This is a genomic window from Chitinophaga ginsengisegetis (genome assembly GCF_900168065.1).
GTDB classification, from domain to species: Bacteria; Bacteroidota; Bacteroidia; order Chitinophagales; family Chitinophagaceae; genus Chitinophaga; species Chitinophaga ginsengisegetis.
In genome coordinates, this window is the sequence record NZ_FUZZ01000001.1 from 1,478,281 (window position 1) to 1,496,745 (window position 18,465).

The 18,465-nt window shown below is 49.3% G+C and carries 15 protein-coding genes; 9 read left to right on the forward strand and 6 right to left on the reverse strand.

The window, feature by feature from the left end; genetic code table 11:
* Positions 1-2 precede the first annotated feature (2 nt).
* Together B5Z18_RS05790 and B5Z18_RS05795 are read right to left on the reverse strand one after the other, a co-directional pair.
* On the reverse strand, positions 3-1,238 hold the full coding sequence (locus tag B5Z18_RS05790) for an RNA polymerase sigma factor (RefSeq protein ID WP_079468433.1): 1,236 nt from the start codon (positions 1,236-1,238) through the stop codon (positions 3-5).
* 41 nt (positions 1,239-1,279) lie between these two features.
* A complete protein-coding gene (locus tag B5Z18_RS05795; RefSeq protein WP_079468434.1) occupies positions 1,280-1,621 on the reverse strand; it encodes a YciI family protein in 342 nt (113 codons plus the stop codon).
* Between the two features lie 198 nt (positions 1,622-1,819).
* On the opposite strand from B5Z18_RS05795, the gene B5Z18_RS05800 reads away from it, so the two are divergent.
* A complete protein-coding gene (locus B5Z18_RS05800; RefSeq protein WP_079468435.1) occupies positions 1,820-2,617 on the forward strand; it encodes a class I SAM-dependent methyltransferase in 798 nt (265 codons plus the stop codon).
* On the opposite strand, the gene B5Z18_RS05805 is transcribed toward B5Z18_RS05800, so the two are convergent.
* Complete coding sequence (locus B5Z18_RS05805) at positions 2,618-4,147, reverse strand: site-specific DNA-methyltransferase (RefSeq protein ID WP_079468436.1); 1,530 nt, start codon at positions 4,145-4,147, stop codon at positions 2,618-2,620.
* A gap of 62 nt (positions 4,148-4,209) precedes the next feature.
* Positions 4,210-4,713 (reverse strand): GNAT family N-acetyltransferase, encoded by a 504-nt coding sequence (locus tag B5Z18_RS05810; RefSeq protein WP_143313501.1) that lies wholly within the window; start codon positions 4,711-4,713, stop codon positions 4,210-4,212.
* Positions 4,714-4,862: 149 nt separating this feature from the next.
* Here B5Z18_RS05810 and B5Z18_RS05815 point away from each other — a divergent pair, with 149 nt between their 5' ends.
* The 8 genes from B5Z18_RS05815 to fucP all read left to right on the forward strand — a co-directional run bounded on the left by B5Z18_RS05815 (position 4,863) and on the right by fucP (position 14,596).
* Complete coding sequence (locus B5Z18_RS05815; RefSeq protein WP_079468438.1) at positions 4,863-5,882, forward strand: LacI family DNA-binding transcriptional regulator; 1,020 nt, start codon at positions 4,863-4,865, stop codon at positions 5,880-5,882.
* A gap of 107 nt (positions 5,883-5,989) precedes the next feature.
* Positions 5,990-7,132 (forward strand): glycoside hydrolase family 172 protein, encoded by a 1,143-nt coding sequence (locus B5Z18_RS05820; RefSeq protein WP_235015879.1) that lies wholly within the window; start codon positions 5,990-5,992, stop codon positions 7,130-7,132.
* A gap of 19 nt (positions 7,133-7,151) precedes the next feature.
* Positions 7,152-8,714: an aldehyde dehydrogenase (NADP(+)) gene (locus tag B5Z18_RS05825; RefSeq protein WP_079468440.1), complete on the forward strand. Its 1,563-nt coding sequence runs from the start codon at positions 7,152-7,154 to the stop codon at positions 8,712-8,714.
* A gap of 9 nt (positions 8,715-8,723) precedes the next feature.
* A complete protein-coding gene (locus B5Z18_RS05830) occupies positions 8,724-9,506 on the forward strand; it encodes an L-fucose dehydrogenase (protein ID WP_079468441.1) in 783 nt (260 codons plus the stop codon).
* A gap of 21 nt (positions 9,507-9,527) precedes the next feature.
* Positions 9,528-11,156, forward strand: a complete 1,629-nt coding sequence (locus B5Z18_RS05835; RefSeq protein ID WP_079468442.1) for a UxaA family hydrolase — start codon at positions 9,528-9,530, stop codon at positions 11,154-11,156.
* A gap of 32 nt (positions 11,157-11,188) precedes the next feature.
* The gene (locus B5Z18_RS05840) at positions 11,189-12,421 is read left to right on the forward strand and encodes a DUF6786 family protein (RefSeq protein WP_079468443.1); all 1,233 of its coding nucleotides are present in this window, start codon (positions 11,189-11,191) and stop codon (positions 12,419-12,421) included.
* A 6-nt stretch (positions 12,422-12,427) separates the two neighbouring features.
* Positions 12,428-13,288, forward strand: a complete 861-nt coding sequence (locus tag B5Z18_RS05845) for a fumarylacetoacetate hydrolase family protein (RefSeq protein WP_143313502.1) — start codon at positions 12,428-12,430, stop codon at positions 13,286-13,288.
* 15 nt (positions 13,289-13,303) lie between these two features.
* On the forward strand, positions 13,304-14,596 hold the full coding sequence (gene fucP / locus B5Z18_RS05850) for an L-fucose:H+ symporter permease (protein WP_079468444.1): 1,293 nt from the start codon (positions 13,304-13,306) through the stop codon (positions 14,594-14,596).
* Here the strand turns inward: fucP and B5Z18_RS05855 are convergent.
* Complete coding sequence (locus tag B5Z18_RS05855) at positions 14,571-15,650, reverse strand: hypothetical protein (protein WP_079468445.1); 1,080 nt, start codon at positions 15,648-15,650, stop codon at positions 14,571-14,573. The two genes, fucP and B5Z18_RS05855, sit on opposite strands and share 26 nt — an antisense overlap.
* 10 nt (positions 15,651-15,660) lie before the next feature.
* Positions 15,661-18,219, reverse strand: coding sequence for a GH116 family glycosyl hydrolase (locus tag B5Z18_RS05860; protein ID WP_079468446.1), 2,559 nt, complete (start codon positions 18,217-18,219; stop codon positions 15,661-15,663).
* Between the last annotated feature and the right edge of the window lie 246 nt (positions 18,220-18,465).

Consider the following 18,465-nt stretch of genomic DNA (forward strand, 5'->3'; position numbering starts at 1 on the left):
GCTTATACCGCCTCCAGCCGGGCCATTTTCTTTTGAATAGTTCGTTTATCCGCTTCCGTTTTAGCGAGTAATAAAGCTTTTTGAAGATGGGTAACGGCGCGGGTATTATCAATATCTGTATACAATTCTCCCAGCAACACAAAGTAATAATGATTATCCGTGAGCTGCAGCTTTTCTGCTTCTGCGATGGCCACTTCCTTTCCATTGGCTTTTGCTAATGCATACGTTCTGTTCAATGCCGCCACCGGCGAATAGCAGATCTGCAGCAAACGGTTATACAGTTGCAGGATACTCTCCCATTTTTCCGGTGTATCCTGCTTCTGTGTATTCCAGTAAGCGATGGTAGCTTCAAGATGATACCGGGAAAGCTTTTCCCCGCCGGAAGCTTCATGCAGGAACCATGCGCCTTTGGCGATCAGCGTTTCATTCCAGCGCGATTCATCCTGATCCTGGTACAGGATAATTTCACCGTTCTCATTCCGGCGCGCCTCAAACCGCGATGCATGAAAACACATCAGGGCAAACAACGCATTTACCTCCGGTGTATTGGTGGAAGGATTTTCCAGCAACAGGTAAGTGAGCCGCATGGCTTCCAGGCAAAAGTCTTCCCGCAATACCACATCCTGGCTTTCAGAATAATATCCTTCGTTGAAAAGCAGGTACAGGGTGGTGAGTACGGTATCCAGGCGTTTTTTAATTTCTGTTTTCCCCGGAAATTCCATCTGCACTTTTTCTTCCCGCAGTTTTTCTTTCGCCCGGAATAAACGTTTATTAATAATTTCCTTATTGGTTAAAAAAGCGTTGGCAATTTCTGTAATCCCAAACCCGCACAGGATGCGGAGTGCAAGCCCTATCTGCGCCTCTTTTGAAATGCCGGGGTGACAGATGGCGAAGATCATCTGCAACTGGCTGTCGGTGATATTTTTATCAGACAGGTCGATGTCCGGTTCTTCACTGCCGGAAGCAGTATATTTTACCTGGCTGGCAATTTTTGCCGCAAACAGGTGATTCCGCTGAAAATAATTCTTTGCTTTATTTTTTGCCACCAGGTATAGCCATGCCGTTGGATTCTCCGGAATTCCTTTATAGGTCCAGGTTTCCATCGCCGACAAAAAAGTTTCACTGGCAATGTCTTCGGCAACTTCCAGGTGTTCGATGCCAAAAACCTTACAGAGCACCGCCGTTATTTTCCGGAACTCTGTACGGAACAGATGTGGTATTAATTCAGCTTGTGCCATACATGAAAACAGCCCCTGTTGCACAGGGGCCTGTATAGTTTTTAGTGACGGTCCACCTTCCTTACTTCCACGGTATTACCATCTCCCTGTAACACCGGGCTTCCTTTTGCAAACTCCACCGCTTCCTCTACCGATTCCGCTTTTACAATAATGTACCCGCCAATGGTTTCTTTTATTTCGCCGAAAGGCCCGTTGGTGACTACGTTATTATGATGTACCACCCTGCTGTCGGCAAAAGGCAACCCATTACCTTCCACGAATTTGTTTTGTGCGGCAATGCCCCCGATCCAGTCCATCGTTTGTTTCATCCAAACCTGGATTTGCTCCGGGGAGGCTACTTTGGTGCCATCCTCGTGTCTGAAAATCAGCATAAATTCTTCCATCTTTTTAAGTTTTAAGTGTGATAATATACCTTATAACAAATGGAATGGCAGCAATTGGACATACCACATCAAATATAACGGAATAAAGAAACAAACGGCGGAAGTACTGATCACGCCGCTTTAACAGGCACTATTTTGGCGGTAGCTTTTAGGTATTTATATGATTTTTTTTATATCTTGTTCTAAATAAATGAATTTATGGAGAAATATTTTTCCGGGGAGGTGTTGCATGGGGATGATTTTACCCTGGATGAAATCAGGCAATGGTACGATGATGAAAAAGAGGGCTACGCGGGGCTTGTATCCGGGTATAAGGATTATCATTACGGCTATCACCGGGTTAACCAGCTTTTTGGATTCAAATATCTTCCGGAAAAAAAATTTAAAAGAGTACTGGGCATCGGCTCTGCTTTTGGTCATGAATTTAAACCTATCAGTTCGCAAATAGAAAGTCTCTATATTTTAGAACCCTCCGATAACCTGGTATCCGATACCATCGGGCAGGTGAAAGTAACTTACAAAAAACCGAATGTAGATGGTAAAATAGATTTTCCTGATAACTATTTCGACCTGATCGTTTGCTTCGATACGCTTCATCATATTCCCAACGTAAAAAATGTGCTCAGGGAAATGTACCGCTGCCTGGAGCCGGGTGGGCATTTACTGCTGAAGGAACCGGTGAATAGTATGGGCGACTGGCGCGAAACGAGGCAGGGACTTACCAAATGGGAAAGAGGCATTCCTTATGAATATTTCCGGAAAAATATTCCGGAGATAGGATTCAAAGTCGTAAAGAAAAATCACTTTTTCACCATGACTTCCTTCCTTGTCAGGAAAACAGAGAAGTTGCTGGCAAAACCTATTTATGAATACCCGTTTTATCTTTTTATAGATAAATACCTGTCTAAAATATTCTCCTGGAATATTAAATATCACCCGGTGAATAAGTGGCAGCGGATTTCTCCTACTGAAATATTTTATATTCTTTCCAAATAACTACTGATCCGGATTTTCCAACTTATATACACGGAAACCATCGTCGAAACTGGCGCCGGTTTCCTCTTTTATTGCTTTACCGGCTCTCCGGATCCGCTCCTTCCCTATCTCACAAATATTTTTGTAGCCGGCGTGAAAAGCGTCGCTGTCTTCAGCGGTAGGCTGAGGCTCCTGCACCAGGATAAACTTCCGCTGTACACCGGTGTGTGCCGCCAGTGAATATACCGCATGCGCTGTGGTGGCAGATCCCGAAAAGAAATCCAGTACAATATCATCTGCGGAGGTAGCCAGGGCAATCAGTTCACTGATCAGTGATACTGGTTTTGAATATTCAAATATTTTCTCCCCGAACAATTTGCCCATGTCTTTCTTGGCATTATCGTTCGAGAACCGGTTATCGATAAAATCAAGGCTGGTGAAGGCTTTGGTCCTTTCTTTCATTTCCACCGCATATCCGCTGCCTGCTTTGGAAATAGTAGCTTTCTCGTATGTTTTGGTATAAATGCGATAGCCGTGCCTCGATTGCTTTAACACTACAAACCCATTCTTTAATCCAAATTCATATAGCGCTTTGCTCCATCTCCAGCAAAAATCGCTTTGGGGATTACGCTGCTGCCGCTTCAACATCTCTTCCCGGGTGGCGTTTCCGGGTCTTAACACCTGTCCTTCTATCTCAATTTCATAATCCAGGGAGGCCGAATACTGGATGGAGCTGTAGTCCAGCGTTTGATTTAATTTATACTTACCTCTTTCCGGTTCATATTCATCGGAGTGGACGTATCCCTGCGCTTCAAATGTACAGGCGTTAAAGCGGGCGTAGGGCGACTTACGGTAGCACAACACGTAATCATTATTTTTGGCGATCATGTTAGTTGACTTACCGGCTTTTTTTGTGATGCGTGGCAGGCAACTCACAAAATTTATCTCTCCGAAAATTTCATCACAGATCCTGCGGAGATTTGGCAGCTCCCTGTCGTCGATAGAAATAAAAATGATCCCGTCTTCGCGCAGCAAAGCAGCGGCCAGCTTCAGCCGCGGATACATCATAGAAAGCCAGTTGGCGTGGGCCTCCGGTTGTTCATCCGGCGCGCCGTTCAGCGTGTTTCCATTGTTTTGTGTAAAATTATCGCGGTATACAAAGTTTCGCCCGGTGTTGTAGGGCGGATCAATGTAAATCATTTTTATTTTATGAAGATGGCTTTGCTGCAGCAATTTCAATACTTCGAGATTATCTCCTTCGATATAGCTATTCGCTGTTTCCTCAAAGTGCAGGGAATCCGTTTCTACCGGGCGCAGCACCTGTGTGGCCGGCAGATTAGCGGCGGCAATGGAAGCACGCTTCCCGGGCCATTCCAGGCGGTATCTTTCTCTGGGCCCTTCCACTACGGCATGGCCGATTTCCTGCTTCAGCAAATCAAAATCGATGACTTTACCGTTAGCACTTTCTACAACACAATCCGGGAAGAGGGCGGCAAGTTTTTCGAGATTTTCATTCACCAAACCTGGTGAAGTGAGTGCTGGTTTTTCCATGCTGATCGGCTTCTGTTTACGGGTGGCGGCACATGCCGGCCCAACTGCTAAAGTAGGAAATATTACAGCATCTGCCAGTCGGCTTTCTGTAACACCATATTATGCGTATGCCATATTTTTCCGCCTACCACTGTAGTACTGGCCATATCCGGGTTAATCCTGAATCCCAGCTGTGTATAGCATGCAATGGCATTGTGGTTCCAGTCGAACACATTCAGGTCAACGGCCGTATGTTCCGTAGTGCTGAATAATTTATTAACCATCTCCTTCACCACCAGTTTCCCCAATCCTTTATTACGCATGCTTTTTTCGCCTATCAGGATGCGCGACAAACGGGGCATTTCTTTTTCGAAATTCAATTCGCAATGACCAATCACCTGGTTTGTTTCCAGTAACCGGATTTTAAGAGGTTTCTTCTTTGTTTGTTCCAGGTAGGCGGTTAATTGCCCGTGGGTTAACGGGTAAGTAAACAACGGGCCTGCAAACTGCACCAATGCTTCTTCATTGTCAACCCACGATATAAAACGGTCGAAATCCGCGGCAGTAAATGTTTCCAGCTGTATCATGCCCTTAAAAATAGACCATTGCAGGTAAATATACAAACGACTGGCTGTATTCCGCCACTATCCTTCTTCTGCACTAAAAATACTTCTTCTCTCAAAAAAAATCTTTCCAAAAGCTTGCAAACTTAAACGTTTAAGCATATTTTTAAAAGATGAAGAAAGTCTCGCTGAAAGATATCGCTACCGAAGCAGGTGTATCCACTGCGCTGGTATCTTATGTGCTGACCAACAAAGACAAGAAGGCCAGGATCGGGGAAGAGATGGCGAAGAAGATCCGTGAAATTGCGCGGAAGCTGAATTACCAGCCCAATCATATTGCGCGCAGTCTTAAAAGTGGCCGGTCTTTTACCATTGGCCTGATCGTAGCGGATATCTCCAATCCTTTCTTTGCCAATATTGCCCGTACAATTGAAGACGAGGCCAAAAAGCATAATTATAACGTGATTTTTGGCAGCTCCGACGAAAACGTGGACAAGTCGCAGGACCTGATCAATGTGCTCGTAAACCGGCAGGTAGACGGCCTTATTATCACCCCTACCGAAGGATCGGAGCAACAGATCCGGCAATTGCAGGAGCAGAAGATTCCTTTTGTGCTGATCGACCGGTTCTTCCCGGAGATTGCTGCCAGTTACATTGCCGTTAATAACCGGGAGTCCGCAGCTGGCGCGGTATCGCATCTTATTAAGGCAGGCAGGAAGCGTATCGGTATGGTGGCGTATAAAACCACGCTGCATCATATCAGCGAAAGGATAGGCGGCTACCAGGATGCTTTACAACAACATGGTATAAAGGCAACAAACAGTTTACTGAAGAAGGCGAGATACTCACATTTAAAAGAAGATATCCGGCTGGCTATCGATGAGCTGCTGAAAGGAAAACACCCGGCAGATGCTATCTTTTTTGCCACTAACAGCCTGGCCATAGAGGGACTGAAATATATTAATACACTGGGGATACGCATACCCGATGATCTCGCGGTGATTACATTTGATGAAGGAGAAGCGCTGGATTTGTTTTATGCGCCGGTAACGTTTGTAAGACAGCCGATTCTTGAAATAGGAAAGGCCGCAGTGCGAGTGCTGCTGGAACAGATCCTGGATGGCACTACCACCACTACTGCTATTTGTATTGACACTACGCTGGTGGTGAGAAAATCCTGTGGCAGCCGGTAATATACGACCACGTATGAAAGTGATCTTTTAAAATTTATCAGCTTGCTTAAACGATAAAGCTATATTCAGCAGAAACCCGTAGAAACCTAATCTTTTAATATTCACGTATGATGAAAAAATTATTGCTCCTGTCTTTTATTGCGGTCTTCACGTGGACGGCCACCAGCGCCCAGCAACCTTTTAATGGCCTGGAGATGAACATGGGGAACCTCTATCGTTTGTCTGATGCAAAAACCCGTTCTATCAGCCCGGAAAACCTCACCGGCGAACCCGGCAAAGGCGGCATGGCCACACTCGACCAGGGCAACGCCCGCGGCGCTGCGAGAGAACTGGGCCAGGGCTGGAAAGTAAATCCATATATTCATATCGAACCCGGCCAAACCGTTACCCTGGCAGAAATTACCGGCCCCGGCGCCATCCAGCACATCTGGATGACACCCACCGGCAACTGGCGCTACTCTATCATCCGTTTTTACTGGGACGATGAAACCACGCCTTCTGTAGAAGTACCCGTAGGCGATTTCTTTGGGATGGGCTGGGGCGAATATGCACCGCTCAACTCACTGGCAGTATGCGTAAATCCAGGCAGCGCCTTCAACTGCTACTGGGCCATGCCCTTCCGTAAGAAATGCCGCATCACAATGGAAAATATCAACACAGAAAGAATGACCTTATACTACCAGGTAGATTACACCCTCACCAATGTACCTGAAGATGCCGGTTATTTCCATGCACAGTTCCGCCGCAATAATCCCGTGAAAGACGCCAGCTTTACCATGATCGACGGCGTGAAAGGAAAAGGCCAGTACGTAGGCACCTACATCGCCTGGGGCGTTAACAACAACGGCTGGTGGGGCGAAGGAGAAATAAAATTCTTTATGGACGGCGATAAACAATATCCAACTATTTGCGGCACCGGTACAGAAGACTACTTCTGCGGTTCCTATAACTTCGATACCAAAGGCCGCTACCAGGAATTTTGCACACCGTACTCAGGACTATCACAGGTGATACGCCCCGACGGATTGTATAAATCCCAGCAACGGTTTGGACTGTACCGCTGGCACATTATGGACCCCATACGTTTTGAAAAAGAACTGAAGATCACCATCCAGGACCTCGGCTGGCGCAGCGGCGGACGCTATCTTCCGCAACAATCGGATATCAGCAGCGTAGTATACTGGTACCAGCGTGAACCACATGCACCGTTCCCGAAACTGCCAGCCATGAATGAGCTGGAAGTAAACTAATCATAAAAATACCAGGAAGATGAACAGAACTTCGTTGACAGGATTGCAGATGATCGGCAATAACTTTTCCGGTGAAGGCGACCATACCTTCCGCGCATTCGCTCCCCTGCAGCAGCAATGGCTGCCACAGGAATTCAGGGAAGCCACCACCGGCGAAATTGATTCGGCTTTAAATTTAGCCGCACAGGCTTTTACGGTTTATAAAAAAACAACCCCGCAGCAAAGGGCCGCTTTCCTGCAGGCAATTGCGGAGGAAATAATTTCCCTGGGAGATGAATTAATCAATGTAGCTTCCGCGGAGAGCGGACTACCGCTACCGAGACTACAGGGAGAAAGAGACCGTACTACGGGACAGCTGCGGCTGTTTGCCGCTACCATCACGGAAGGCTCCTGGGTAAACGCGCGGATCACCACCCCCACTCCGGATTTGCGGCAAATGCAGATTCCCATAGGCGTTACCGGTATCTTCGGCGCCAGCAACTTCCCGCTGGCATTTTCCGTAGCCGGCGGCGATACCACCGCAGCACTGGCTGCCGGCTGTACCGTGGTGTTCAAAGCGCATCCAGCACATCCGCATACCTCCCATTTAACGGCTACGGCTATACGCAAAGCAGTACTGCGCACCAATATGCCCGATGGCGTATTCTCCCTGGTACATGGCACCTCCCATGAAACAGGACAATACCTGGCGGCGCATCCGCTGGTATCTGCCATTGCTTTCACCGGCTCCTTTAAAGGAGGCAAGGCACTATATGACACGGCTACACGAAGAGCGGTGCCTATTCCTGTATTTGCGGAAATGGGCAGCGTAAACCCCGTATTTTTTCTTCCGGGAATACTTCGGGAGAAAGGAACCGCGCTGGCCACGCAATTCCTGCAATCTGTTACCCTGGGCACCGGGCAGTTTTGTACCAATCCCGGTTTGTTTATCACCGCAGCAGGCAATGACACAGATGCATTTATCAACGCGCTCCGGCAGGGCGTAGGCACATTGCCAAACGGCTACATGCTCACACCCGGTATATTAGCCGCGTATAATAACGGTATTGCCACCCTGCGTGAGCAGGGCGTAGAAGTACTGGGTGAAGCCCCCCCTGCTGATCAACAGGCCACTCCCAGCCTGTTGCAGGTTACAGCCGCGCAGGTGCTGGAAAACCCGGCCCTCTGTCATGAAGTGTTTGGCCCCTCTTCCCTGCACATCCACGCCGGCAGCATAGAAGAAATATACACAGTGGCCCGGCGGCTGGAAGGACAACTCACCGCCACCATTCATGGTACTGAAGAAGAATTGCAGCAACACGCAGCTTTAATAGATATCTTACGGGAGAAAGCAGGCAGGATCATCATCAATGGTTTTCCTACAGGCGTAGCCGTTAGTCATGCGATGGTACATGGCGGCCCCTGGCCGGCTACCACTCCTGCCGCCGGCACGTCCGTAGGCACCGCAGCGATCTATCGCTTCTGCCGCCCCGTATGTTACCAGGACTTCCCCGCTTACCTGCTGCCACCGGAACTACAGGATGAAAATCCTATGAAGATATGGCGACAGGTGAATGGCGACATTTCAAAAAACTCCCTCTAAATATTACGTATGGACCTGGGTTTAAAAGATAAGATCATCATCGTAACCGGCGGCGCCAAAGGCATTGGCGCCGCTATCAGCGCAGTACTGGCACAGGAAGGCGCCATTCCGGTTATCATCGGCAGAAGTGAAGCTGATAACCTCCTGCAGCTGGAACGTATCCGTGAAGCAGGTGGCAATGGCGCACAGGCAGTAGCAGAACTGACCGATCCGCTGGCCTGCGAAAAAGCCGTGGCCACAGTAGCCGCGGAATTCGGGCGGATAGACGGACTTGTTAATAACGCAGGTATCAACGATGGCGTAGGACTGGAAAAAGGCAGCTACGAAGCGTTTATGCAATCATTGCACCGCAACCTCGTACACTATTACCTGATGGCGCATCACGCGCTTCCCTTCCTCAAAACATCAAAGGGCGCTATTGTAAACATCACTTCCAAAACCGCAGAAACCGGTCAGGGTAACACTTCCGCCTATGCTGCTGCTAACGGCGGCCGCAATGCGCTTACCCGTGAATGGGCCGTGGAACTGCTGCCTTTCAGCATCCGCGTAAACGCCATCGTGGTAGCCGAATCGTGGACGCCTTTATATGAAAGCTGGATCAATACCTTCCCCGATAAAGCAGCAAAACTGGCCAGCATTGTGGAACGCATCCCCTTCGAAAAACGCATGACCACTCCCGAAGAAATTGCCCAAATGACGGCCTTCCTCCTGTCGGGGAAATCAAGCCATACCACCGGGCAACTCATTCATGTGGATGGTGGCTATGTACACCTCGACAGGGCACTGATATAAATTTATTTTATTCAAGCAACGATGAAACAAAGCATATTACAAATCCATCCCGGGGACAACGTTTGGGTAGCATTGCAAAACATTCCTGCCGGCACAGCAGTGAGCAATGGGGCACAAACAGTAACGGCTATACGTGATATTGCTGCCAAGCATAAAATAGTCGCGGGCAGCATCCCGAAAGATGCGCCCATCATTATGTACGGCGTACTGGTAGGATTGGCCAATGAAGATCTGCCTGCCGGTGAACTCATCACCACCCGGAATATACGCCATGCCTCCGGCCAGTTCAGCGTGAGCGGCGAGCGCCACGCTGAATGGACACCACCGGATACATCTCCCTGGAAAAACCGCACCTTTATGGGCTATCCCCGCAAAGATGGCCGCGTAGGCACCGGTAATTACTGGGTAATTATTCCGCTGGTGTTCTGCGAAAACCGCAACGTACAGCTGCTGCATGAAATGCTGGTAAAAGAACTCGGCTACCGGGAACCCTCTCCCTATGAATCCATGCTGCAACAATTGCTGCGGGACTTCCGGCAGGATCATTCCGCCGCTACGGCCACGCTTACGCTGCCCACCCGTACCTTCCCCAACATTGATGGCATTAAACTGCTCACGCACACCATGGGCTGCGGCGGCACCAAAGACGATGCACGTACACTCTGCGGATTACTGGCGGGCTACATCACCCATCCAAATGTGGCCGGCGCTACGGTGCTGAGCCTCGGATGCCAGAACGCACAGATCAGCATTCTTAAAGAAGAAATTGAAAAACGCTCGCCGGGCTTCGACAGAACCGTTATCTATCTCGAACAGCAACAGGTAGGTTCCGAAAAAGAACTGATGACGCAGGCGCTGCAACAAACCTTTGAAGGACTAACACAGGCCAACAACTGGCAGCGGCAACCCGCACCACTCAGCAAACTATGTATTGGTATGGAGTGCGGCGGCTCCGACGGGTTCTCCGGCATCTCCGCCAATCCGGCGGTAGGCAAGGTAGCCGATATCCTGGTAGCATTGGGTGGTTCGGTGATCCTATCGGAATTCCCGGAACTATGCGGTGTGGAACAGGAACTGAGCGATCGATGCGTTACTACGGACATGGCTGCACGCTATGTGCAGCTGATGCGCGATTACGCCAGCAGAGCGGAAGCTGTAGGCTCCGGCTTCGACTCCAACCCTTCTGCCGGTAACATCCGCGATGGCTTGATTACAGACGCTATCAAATCGGCGGGCGCAGCCAAAAAAGGCGGCTCCTCTCCTGTAACAGATGTAATAGATTATCCCGGATGGGTGCAACGTTCGGGTCTTGCCCTGCTATGTACACCCGGCAGCGATGTGGAATCCACTACAGCGGAAGTGGGAGCAGGCGCTAACATTGTACTGTTTACCACCGGCCTCGGCACGCCTACCGGCAACCCCGTTACACCGGTCGTTAAACTATCTACCAACACTATACTCGCCCGCAAGATGCATGATATCATTGACCTTGATACCGGCACCATCATCAACGGAGAAGAAACCATTGACGAAGTAGCCGCGCGTATCATGGAAATGGTGATAGACACTGCCAGCGGCAACTACCAGACAAAAGCACAGGTACTCGGACAGGATGATTTTATTCCCTGGAAAAGAGGTGTATCATTATAGTTCATTTTCTATCACGCTAAATTGCCATCGTTATGAAATCTATCCTTCTCTCCGGTTGTATTGCTGCAGCGCTTTTTGGCTGTAACGGTGCCGGACCAACGAAAGAACCCAACAATATGAAGCCTTCAAATTTTGGTGAAGATGTAACCTTTTTACAGCAACATCTGAAAAATGTAGTGGTATTGAAAAATGGCAGCGACAGTGGCCGGCTGGTGGTTACCGGCGACTACCAGGCGCGTGTAATGACCAGCACCACCGGGGGTGATAAAGGAAAGAGTTTTGGCTGGATCAATTACAACCTGGTGTCATCACAGCAATACGCACCGCATATCAATGCCTTTGGCGGCGAAGAACGTTTCTGGCTGGGACCGGAAGGCGGACAATACGCACTCTTCTTCCCACCGGGAAAACCTTTCGACTTTGCCAACTGGCAAACACCCGGCCTGATAGATACCGCACATTATACGGTAACTGCACAATCGGAGAACAGCATCACCTATCAGCAGGACGGAACAATTCAAAACTATAAAGGCAGTGCTTTTCACTTGCAGATCAACAGAACCATCCGCCTGTTGAACAACGCGGACATTGTTTCCAGTATTGGGTTTGCACTACCCGCTGGTATCAGCAGTGTGGCCTATGAAACAGATAACACCATTACCAACAAAGGCGACAGCAGCTGGCAGGAGGAAAACGGGTTGTTAAGTATCTGGCTGTTAGGCATGTTTAAACCATCTGATCAAACGGCTATTGTAGCGCCTTTCAGACCAGGGCCTGACGCTAAACAACATATTACAGACGACTATTTTGGAAAGATCCCAGCGCAGAATTTACAGTTAAAAGACAGCCTGCTGCTATTCCGTGCAGATGGAAAGTCGCGCGGCAAACTGGGCCTCTCCCCACTCGTAGCTAAAAAAGGTGCGGGTAGTATTGACCTTGAAAACAACACGCTCACCGTACTACTCTATGACGTAGTACCACAGGGCCGATATGTAAATTCAAAATGGGAATTGCAGAAAGAACCTTTCAAAGGTGATGCGGTGAATTGCTACAATGATGGGCCACTTGCCGACGGCACACAAATGGGTCCCTTCTATGAAGTAGAATCCTCTTCCGATGCGCGCGCGCTGAAAGCAGGCGAATCGCTCCGTTACCGGCAAACCACGCTGCACTTTGAAGGCGACCGTAAAGCATTGCAGGTGCTGGCCATGCAACTGTGGCAGCTCCCACTGGAAGACGTACAACATTTTCTTACCAACAAATAATTCCAAATGAATAGTATCCGCATTTATAAAACCACTACCACTTTACTCATCGCCTACCAGGAACAATACTATACCATTATTGCAGGCTGGAATGAATTCGTAAACAGGGAAGGCTTGTACCAGTGTGTGGTGGAGGATCTGAAAGGATTATCACCCATCGAAAAATCTGCTGCTGAAAAAATACTGGCAACATCGCTGCAGCCTCCTATCGGTTCACAGGAAGTATGGGCAGCCGGTGTTACTTACTACCGGAGCCGTACCGCCCGCATGGAAGAATCAGAAGTATCCGGCGGCGCCACTTTTTATGACAAGGTATATGTAGCCGAACGCCCGGAGTTATTCTTCAAAGCTACGCCACACCGCGTATCTGGCCATGGACAAACGGTGTACATCCGCGAAGATTCCTCCTGGGATGTGCCGGAACCGGAGCTTACTTTGTTTATCAGCAGCAAAGGCATTATTGAAGGTTATTCCATAGGCAACGACATGAGTTCGCGCAGCATTGAAGGGGAAAACCCTTTATATCTGCCGCAGGCAAAAGTATACGAGAAATGCGCCGGGCTTGGTCCCTGCCTGATGGTGCCCGACAAGCCGATTCCTGCAGACACCCTCATCCGCATGTCCATCTACCGGAACAATGAAGTACAGTATTCCGATAGCGTGCCTATCAGCCAGATGAAACGCAGTCACCAGGAGCTGGTGGACTTTTTATACCGTGGCTGTGCTTTCCCGGATGGCTGTTTCCTCATGACCGGCACCTGCCTGGTACCGGACAATAGTTTCACGTTACAGGACAACGACCGGGTAGAAATTAGTATAGACCATATAGGACAGCTGGTGAATGAAGTACAGACTTACCGCTTATAACTAAAAAATATCCTTATGAATTCCACTGCAGCCGTCAAACAAACAGCGCCCGCGTCTTCTACATCTCGCCAGCTAAAACTCGCCACTGTACTTATTATCAGCCTTTTCTTTTTGTGGGCGCTCACCGGTAATCTTATTCCTGTGTTGATACCGCATCTGCGGAAAGCCTGTCAGCTGAATGATTTCCAGTCGGCTTTTATTGACGCCGCCTACTGGATCAGCTATTTCTTTTTTGCCTTGCCGGCAGCCTGGGTGATGCGCAAGTGGAGTTATAAAACCGGTATCATCACGGGTTTGCTTATTGCAGCCGCAGGCGCCGTCCTGTTCTTTCCCGCCGCAGAGCTACGTTCTTTTGGCTTGTTTCTTTTTGCCTTGTTCCTCGTGGCAGCCGGTATGACGATCCTGGAAACCGCTGCCAATCCATATATCACCATTATGGGTACGCCGGAAACGGCGGTACAGCGACTCAATTTTGCACAGGCATTTAATGGCCTGGGCGCCTTTGTGGCGGCTTTCTTCCTGAGTAAAGTGATCCTTTCAGGGAAGGAACTCACCGCAGCGCAAAGCAGCAGCATGTCGCCCGAAGCATTGAACCAATACCTGCTCACGGAAGCGCGTTCTGTGCAGGTTCCTTACCTCGCCATTGCAGGCGTATTGCTGCTCACGGCATTATTATTCCGGTTAGTGCGCTTTCCTAAAATACAGGAAGAGCACAGCGGCGGACTGAGTATTAATCTTCGTGTATTCAGACACGTTCATTTCCGCTGGGGTGTGATTGCACAGTTCGCATATGTAGGTGCACAGGTATGCATCTCCAGTTTCTTTATCCGTTACGCCGGCTACAGCGGGCATATGAAAGAGAAAGAGGCCACCACGTATTTAGGGCTGTTGCTGCTTTGCTTTATGACAGGCAGGTATGCGGGTACATTGTTCATGCGGAAAATAGCACCGCAACGATTGCTGTTGCTGTACAGTATCGCTTGTGTATTACTGCTGTGTTATAGTGTAGCCGTTGGCGGTAGAACGGGCGTTTACTTTTTACTGGCCGTGGAATTTTTTATGTCTATCATGTTCCCTACTATTTTTTCACTGGCTATCCGCGATCTTGGCAATGAAACCAAATCTGCCTCTGCTTTCCTGGTAATGTCCATAGTAGGCGGTGCATTGATACCACTGGCATTGGGCGCAGTGAGCTTCTACAGCAATGTGCAATTGGCATATACAGTACCGTTGGTTTGTTTTGCGGTAGTAGGTTACTATGCGTTAAAACGTGCAGCGCCGGTTACTGTGCAAGCAGTTCCGCAGTAGTTTTGCGGGTAAGACCAAAATATATTTTCTGACCGGCATTATATTTTTCCCGTAATTCAAAGTTTTCGAAAGATGGGCCACCGGGTATATTTATGTATGCGTTTGGATCGGTGCTTCCACCGCTCCAGTATTTCGCCCGCCCGTTTACCCTGACCTGCAGCGAGCTATCGGCCTCACGGGCTTCTTTGCGCCAGTATTGTGTAAGTGTATAAAAGGGACGATACCGCCAGCCCCAGTGAGCAGCATGTTGCTCATCTTCCGGCCAGGCGGCCAGCTCCTTCAGTGATTCATCGGGCTGCGCCATCACCAGGTAATCGCCGCTTTTATTGCGCAGCATTTGCTGCAACGGGTAAGGCGCTTTTTCTATGAAGCCGGTACCATTATACCCTCCATATAACGTTTTCGCATACACGATTTTATCTTTCAGGTATAATTTCCTCAGTCGCGCGTAGTTGCCCATTGTAGCAGTGATGCCGCAGCGCTCCATTGGCGTGCCGCCGGGCTGATCAAATACTTCTATGCATACTTCTTCCGGCCGCTGGCTGCTGATGCTCAGGCGGAGATAAGGACGGGCGCCGTTTTCAAATGTTTCCATGAAAACGTAAAAGCTGAGTGTGGTGTATTCCGGATGCTGCGCATCGGGATGTGAGAGCACGCCGCGGGTGCCGGCAGTGGCTGTAAAGCGGCCAGACTCAATGGTTTCGCTGGTCCACATCAACTTACCCCACTTTCCGTCTGCCCGTGAAGGCGATATTTCACTAAACTCTATTTTGCCATTCACCACCGGCTCTATAGCAATATAGTTGAGATGATAAATGATGCCCTTCCATTCATAACCGATGCGGAGCAGTCCACGGGGACCACCATCATTGCCGGGTCGCGGGCCCTCAATCGCCGCTGGCCACAACCCGATCACAATGCCATTGCGGATTCCCCACAGCGGCGGTGCAGCGGTATTATCGGGTTGGATCCATTGCGGTTCCGCGGGTTGCTGAGCAGCGGCAGTGCTAACGGTAACGAGTATACTAAAAACCAGGGAGCGGTAAATGTTCATCTGTTTTCATTTAAGCCAATGGAATCGTTTTGCCTCCCACTATGGCGTGTACAGCCGGAATAGTACCATAGGCCACCGTTAAGGACGGCACTCCCTTCTTCCAGCTCACAGTACCAAAGCCCTTGTCGGTGGCCAGGAAGCTGCTGAAATCGCCGATCTTTGAATCGATGTGAATGGCTTTATCCACAGCATCGTAACGTACACCGGTAAGTCCCTGCAACAATCCGTAACTCGACATGGCGCGGGCATACCAATGACCGCATTCATATTCATTGAAAGGATTCCTGACGGTACCATCGTACCGCTCACGGCAGGTACGTACAATATCAAGCCCCTTTTCCACTTCTCCCTGGAACATCAGGTGGGAAGCCACCTGGTATTCGATACCGGTCCATACTTCATTGCTGTATACAAACGGGAGCGACAGCATCCCACCTTTGGGCCAGGAGCATAGCAGCAGTCCGCCTTCATGCCCCAGTGCATAGGTAGAGCGTTGTGGGTTTTCGTGTTGCTGCAGATCTTTTTTAAGATTGTATTTATGTACTGCCAGCAAGTGGCTTTTTGTTTTGGCAGTATCAACGGGTTCCGGCAGGCCGCATACGCGGGCAATCCAGGAGCCCAGTACGCCATCAGAGAGGCATCCCGTGCCGTATTGGTATTTCGGTCCTTCCTTTTTCAGCAATGCCAGTGCTTCCGGTGAATATTGCGTGCTGAACGATTGGGCTTTTACCGGATCGGGTGCCTGCAGGTCGGTCCATTTTATTTGTTGTATAAAATATTCACCGTTGTACAACTCCGTTTCCAGGTATTGCTTTCCTTTTGCATAAAGCGATTGATAGGCGCTCACATCTTCACCAAGCGCGCCGCCCATTGCGGTGAATGCCGTGAGTGCACCGAGGTAGAAGCTGGTACACATACCGGTGGGCCCCCAGAATTCAATATCGTAGGTATTATGATGGGGTTCTTCCACAATGCCTTTTCTTTTCGGATCCCAGGTGCGGATACAATAGTCCATGCTCACTTTCACCAGGGGGAACATTTGCTTCAGCCAGTCGTGATCTCCGCTGATGCGCCAGTCGCGGTACATTTTCATAATGCCGCCCAGCTGGCCGTCGGCGGCTGAATGGAAGTTATGCACCAGCGGCGAAATGGGGATATTGGCCCGGAAGCCCTGGTGTCCTTCCGTATTTTGATTTTCATGAAACTCTGTATGTCGTAAGCTCCTTTCCAGCGCAGGAAACAGGTGTGGTACTGCCTGTGCATAGTTCCATACATGCGTACAGGTACCGTGGCAGCTGCCCCAGTTATCGCCGGAACCTTCCCAGCACCAGAAGCGGCCATCGTATTGCCGCATCACCGTAGCGGATTTTAAGATGGTGAGGTTGGCGGCTACTGCTTCCAGTACTTCCGGTGGCAGGGTGCTTTTATAAAAAGTATTTGTAAAAAGAGATGTTTGCCGGTGGAGTTCATCATAGTGGCCGGACCAGTAAGCGGCTGCTTCTGTAATATCTTTAAACCGGCTGCTGTACCAGGGCTTGTAATACTTACCTGTGGCGGGAGTACCACCACCCGGACTATCACCTATATGCAGTTTGGAATCCGGCACATACCACGTCATCATAAGCCGGATCACCTTTTTTTCTCCGGGTTGCAAACGGAAGGGCACATACAAAGATCCGCCCGGTGCGTCTTTCTCCACTGGTGCTGCATCACGTGTTTCGCCTGCTTTTACGGTATTCCATACCATCGTTAAGGGATCAAACCAGGCGCCGCGGAACCAGCAATGATCCACAATAGTGGAAGGCTCGGTGGTAAAGATGGCGAATGCTCCTTTCTTTTCCGGCGCATCGGGAATTGCTTCCTGCGATAAAACAAATCCCTGCGGCATGGCCGCTACACTATTCCCTTTATCTCCCTGCCGCATAAAGTTGCGGGCATGATAGGAAAAAATATATTCTTCCGGTTTAGTACCGGTATTGGTAAACTGGTATTCCAGTGCGCCAAAGGGCATACTGGCATGATCTTCATCGCCCGGTGTAAAAGGGCTCCAGCCTTTTATACTCACCTGCAGGGGCAATGCGTTATCACGGAGACGGATATCCGCAAATGGGAAACGCGCGTTAAAAGTGGCTTCGTTAAAACGCGGCAGCCCCCAGGTAGCGCCGCCGGTACCGCCTAACCCGGCATCACGTTGCCCGAACTTCTTCCAGTTGGGCACACTTCCTTCCAGTACCCTCGCCCCGTTGGGAACGCCTTTAATACTGATAGCGGCAAACATAGCCGGCTCGTAAAACATTTCGGGATTGTGGTGCACCGACATATGCGAAATAGCGCCCGTACCTTCCAGGCAAAACATGCCGGCGCCTATTCCTCCAACGGGGAAGGCTATACGGTTATTATACTTTCCGTTGTAGGCTTCATTAAAACGACGGTCGCCCGGCGCCTTCTTTTCCCCCGGCGCAGGCGTTTCTTCCTTTGCCGCCAATGCGATAGCAGGGATGGTTGCAGCGCCCAGATAGGCAACTGCAATATTTTTCAGAAAAAAACGCCGGTTGTTACTTTTTTTCATGTGGGTTTCAAATTTAAAACAGCCGGCAAGTGCCGCCCGTGCTGCGCTTTACAATAAAATCAACTATGGCTCTGCTGGTTTAACACTTCGTTTTTCATCGTTTCTCCGTGGATCATCTGATTTTGCTTACACGTTTAAGCAAAATAACAAGATTGAAACTAAAATAATTTATGATAGTATCCTAGCGTCTGGGGAAATTTTATTTTGAAGGGGGAATGTAACCGCAAAAAAAACGGGGATGAATAT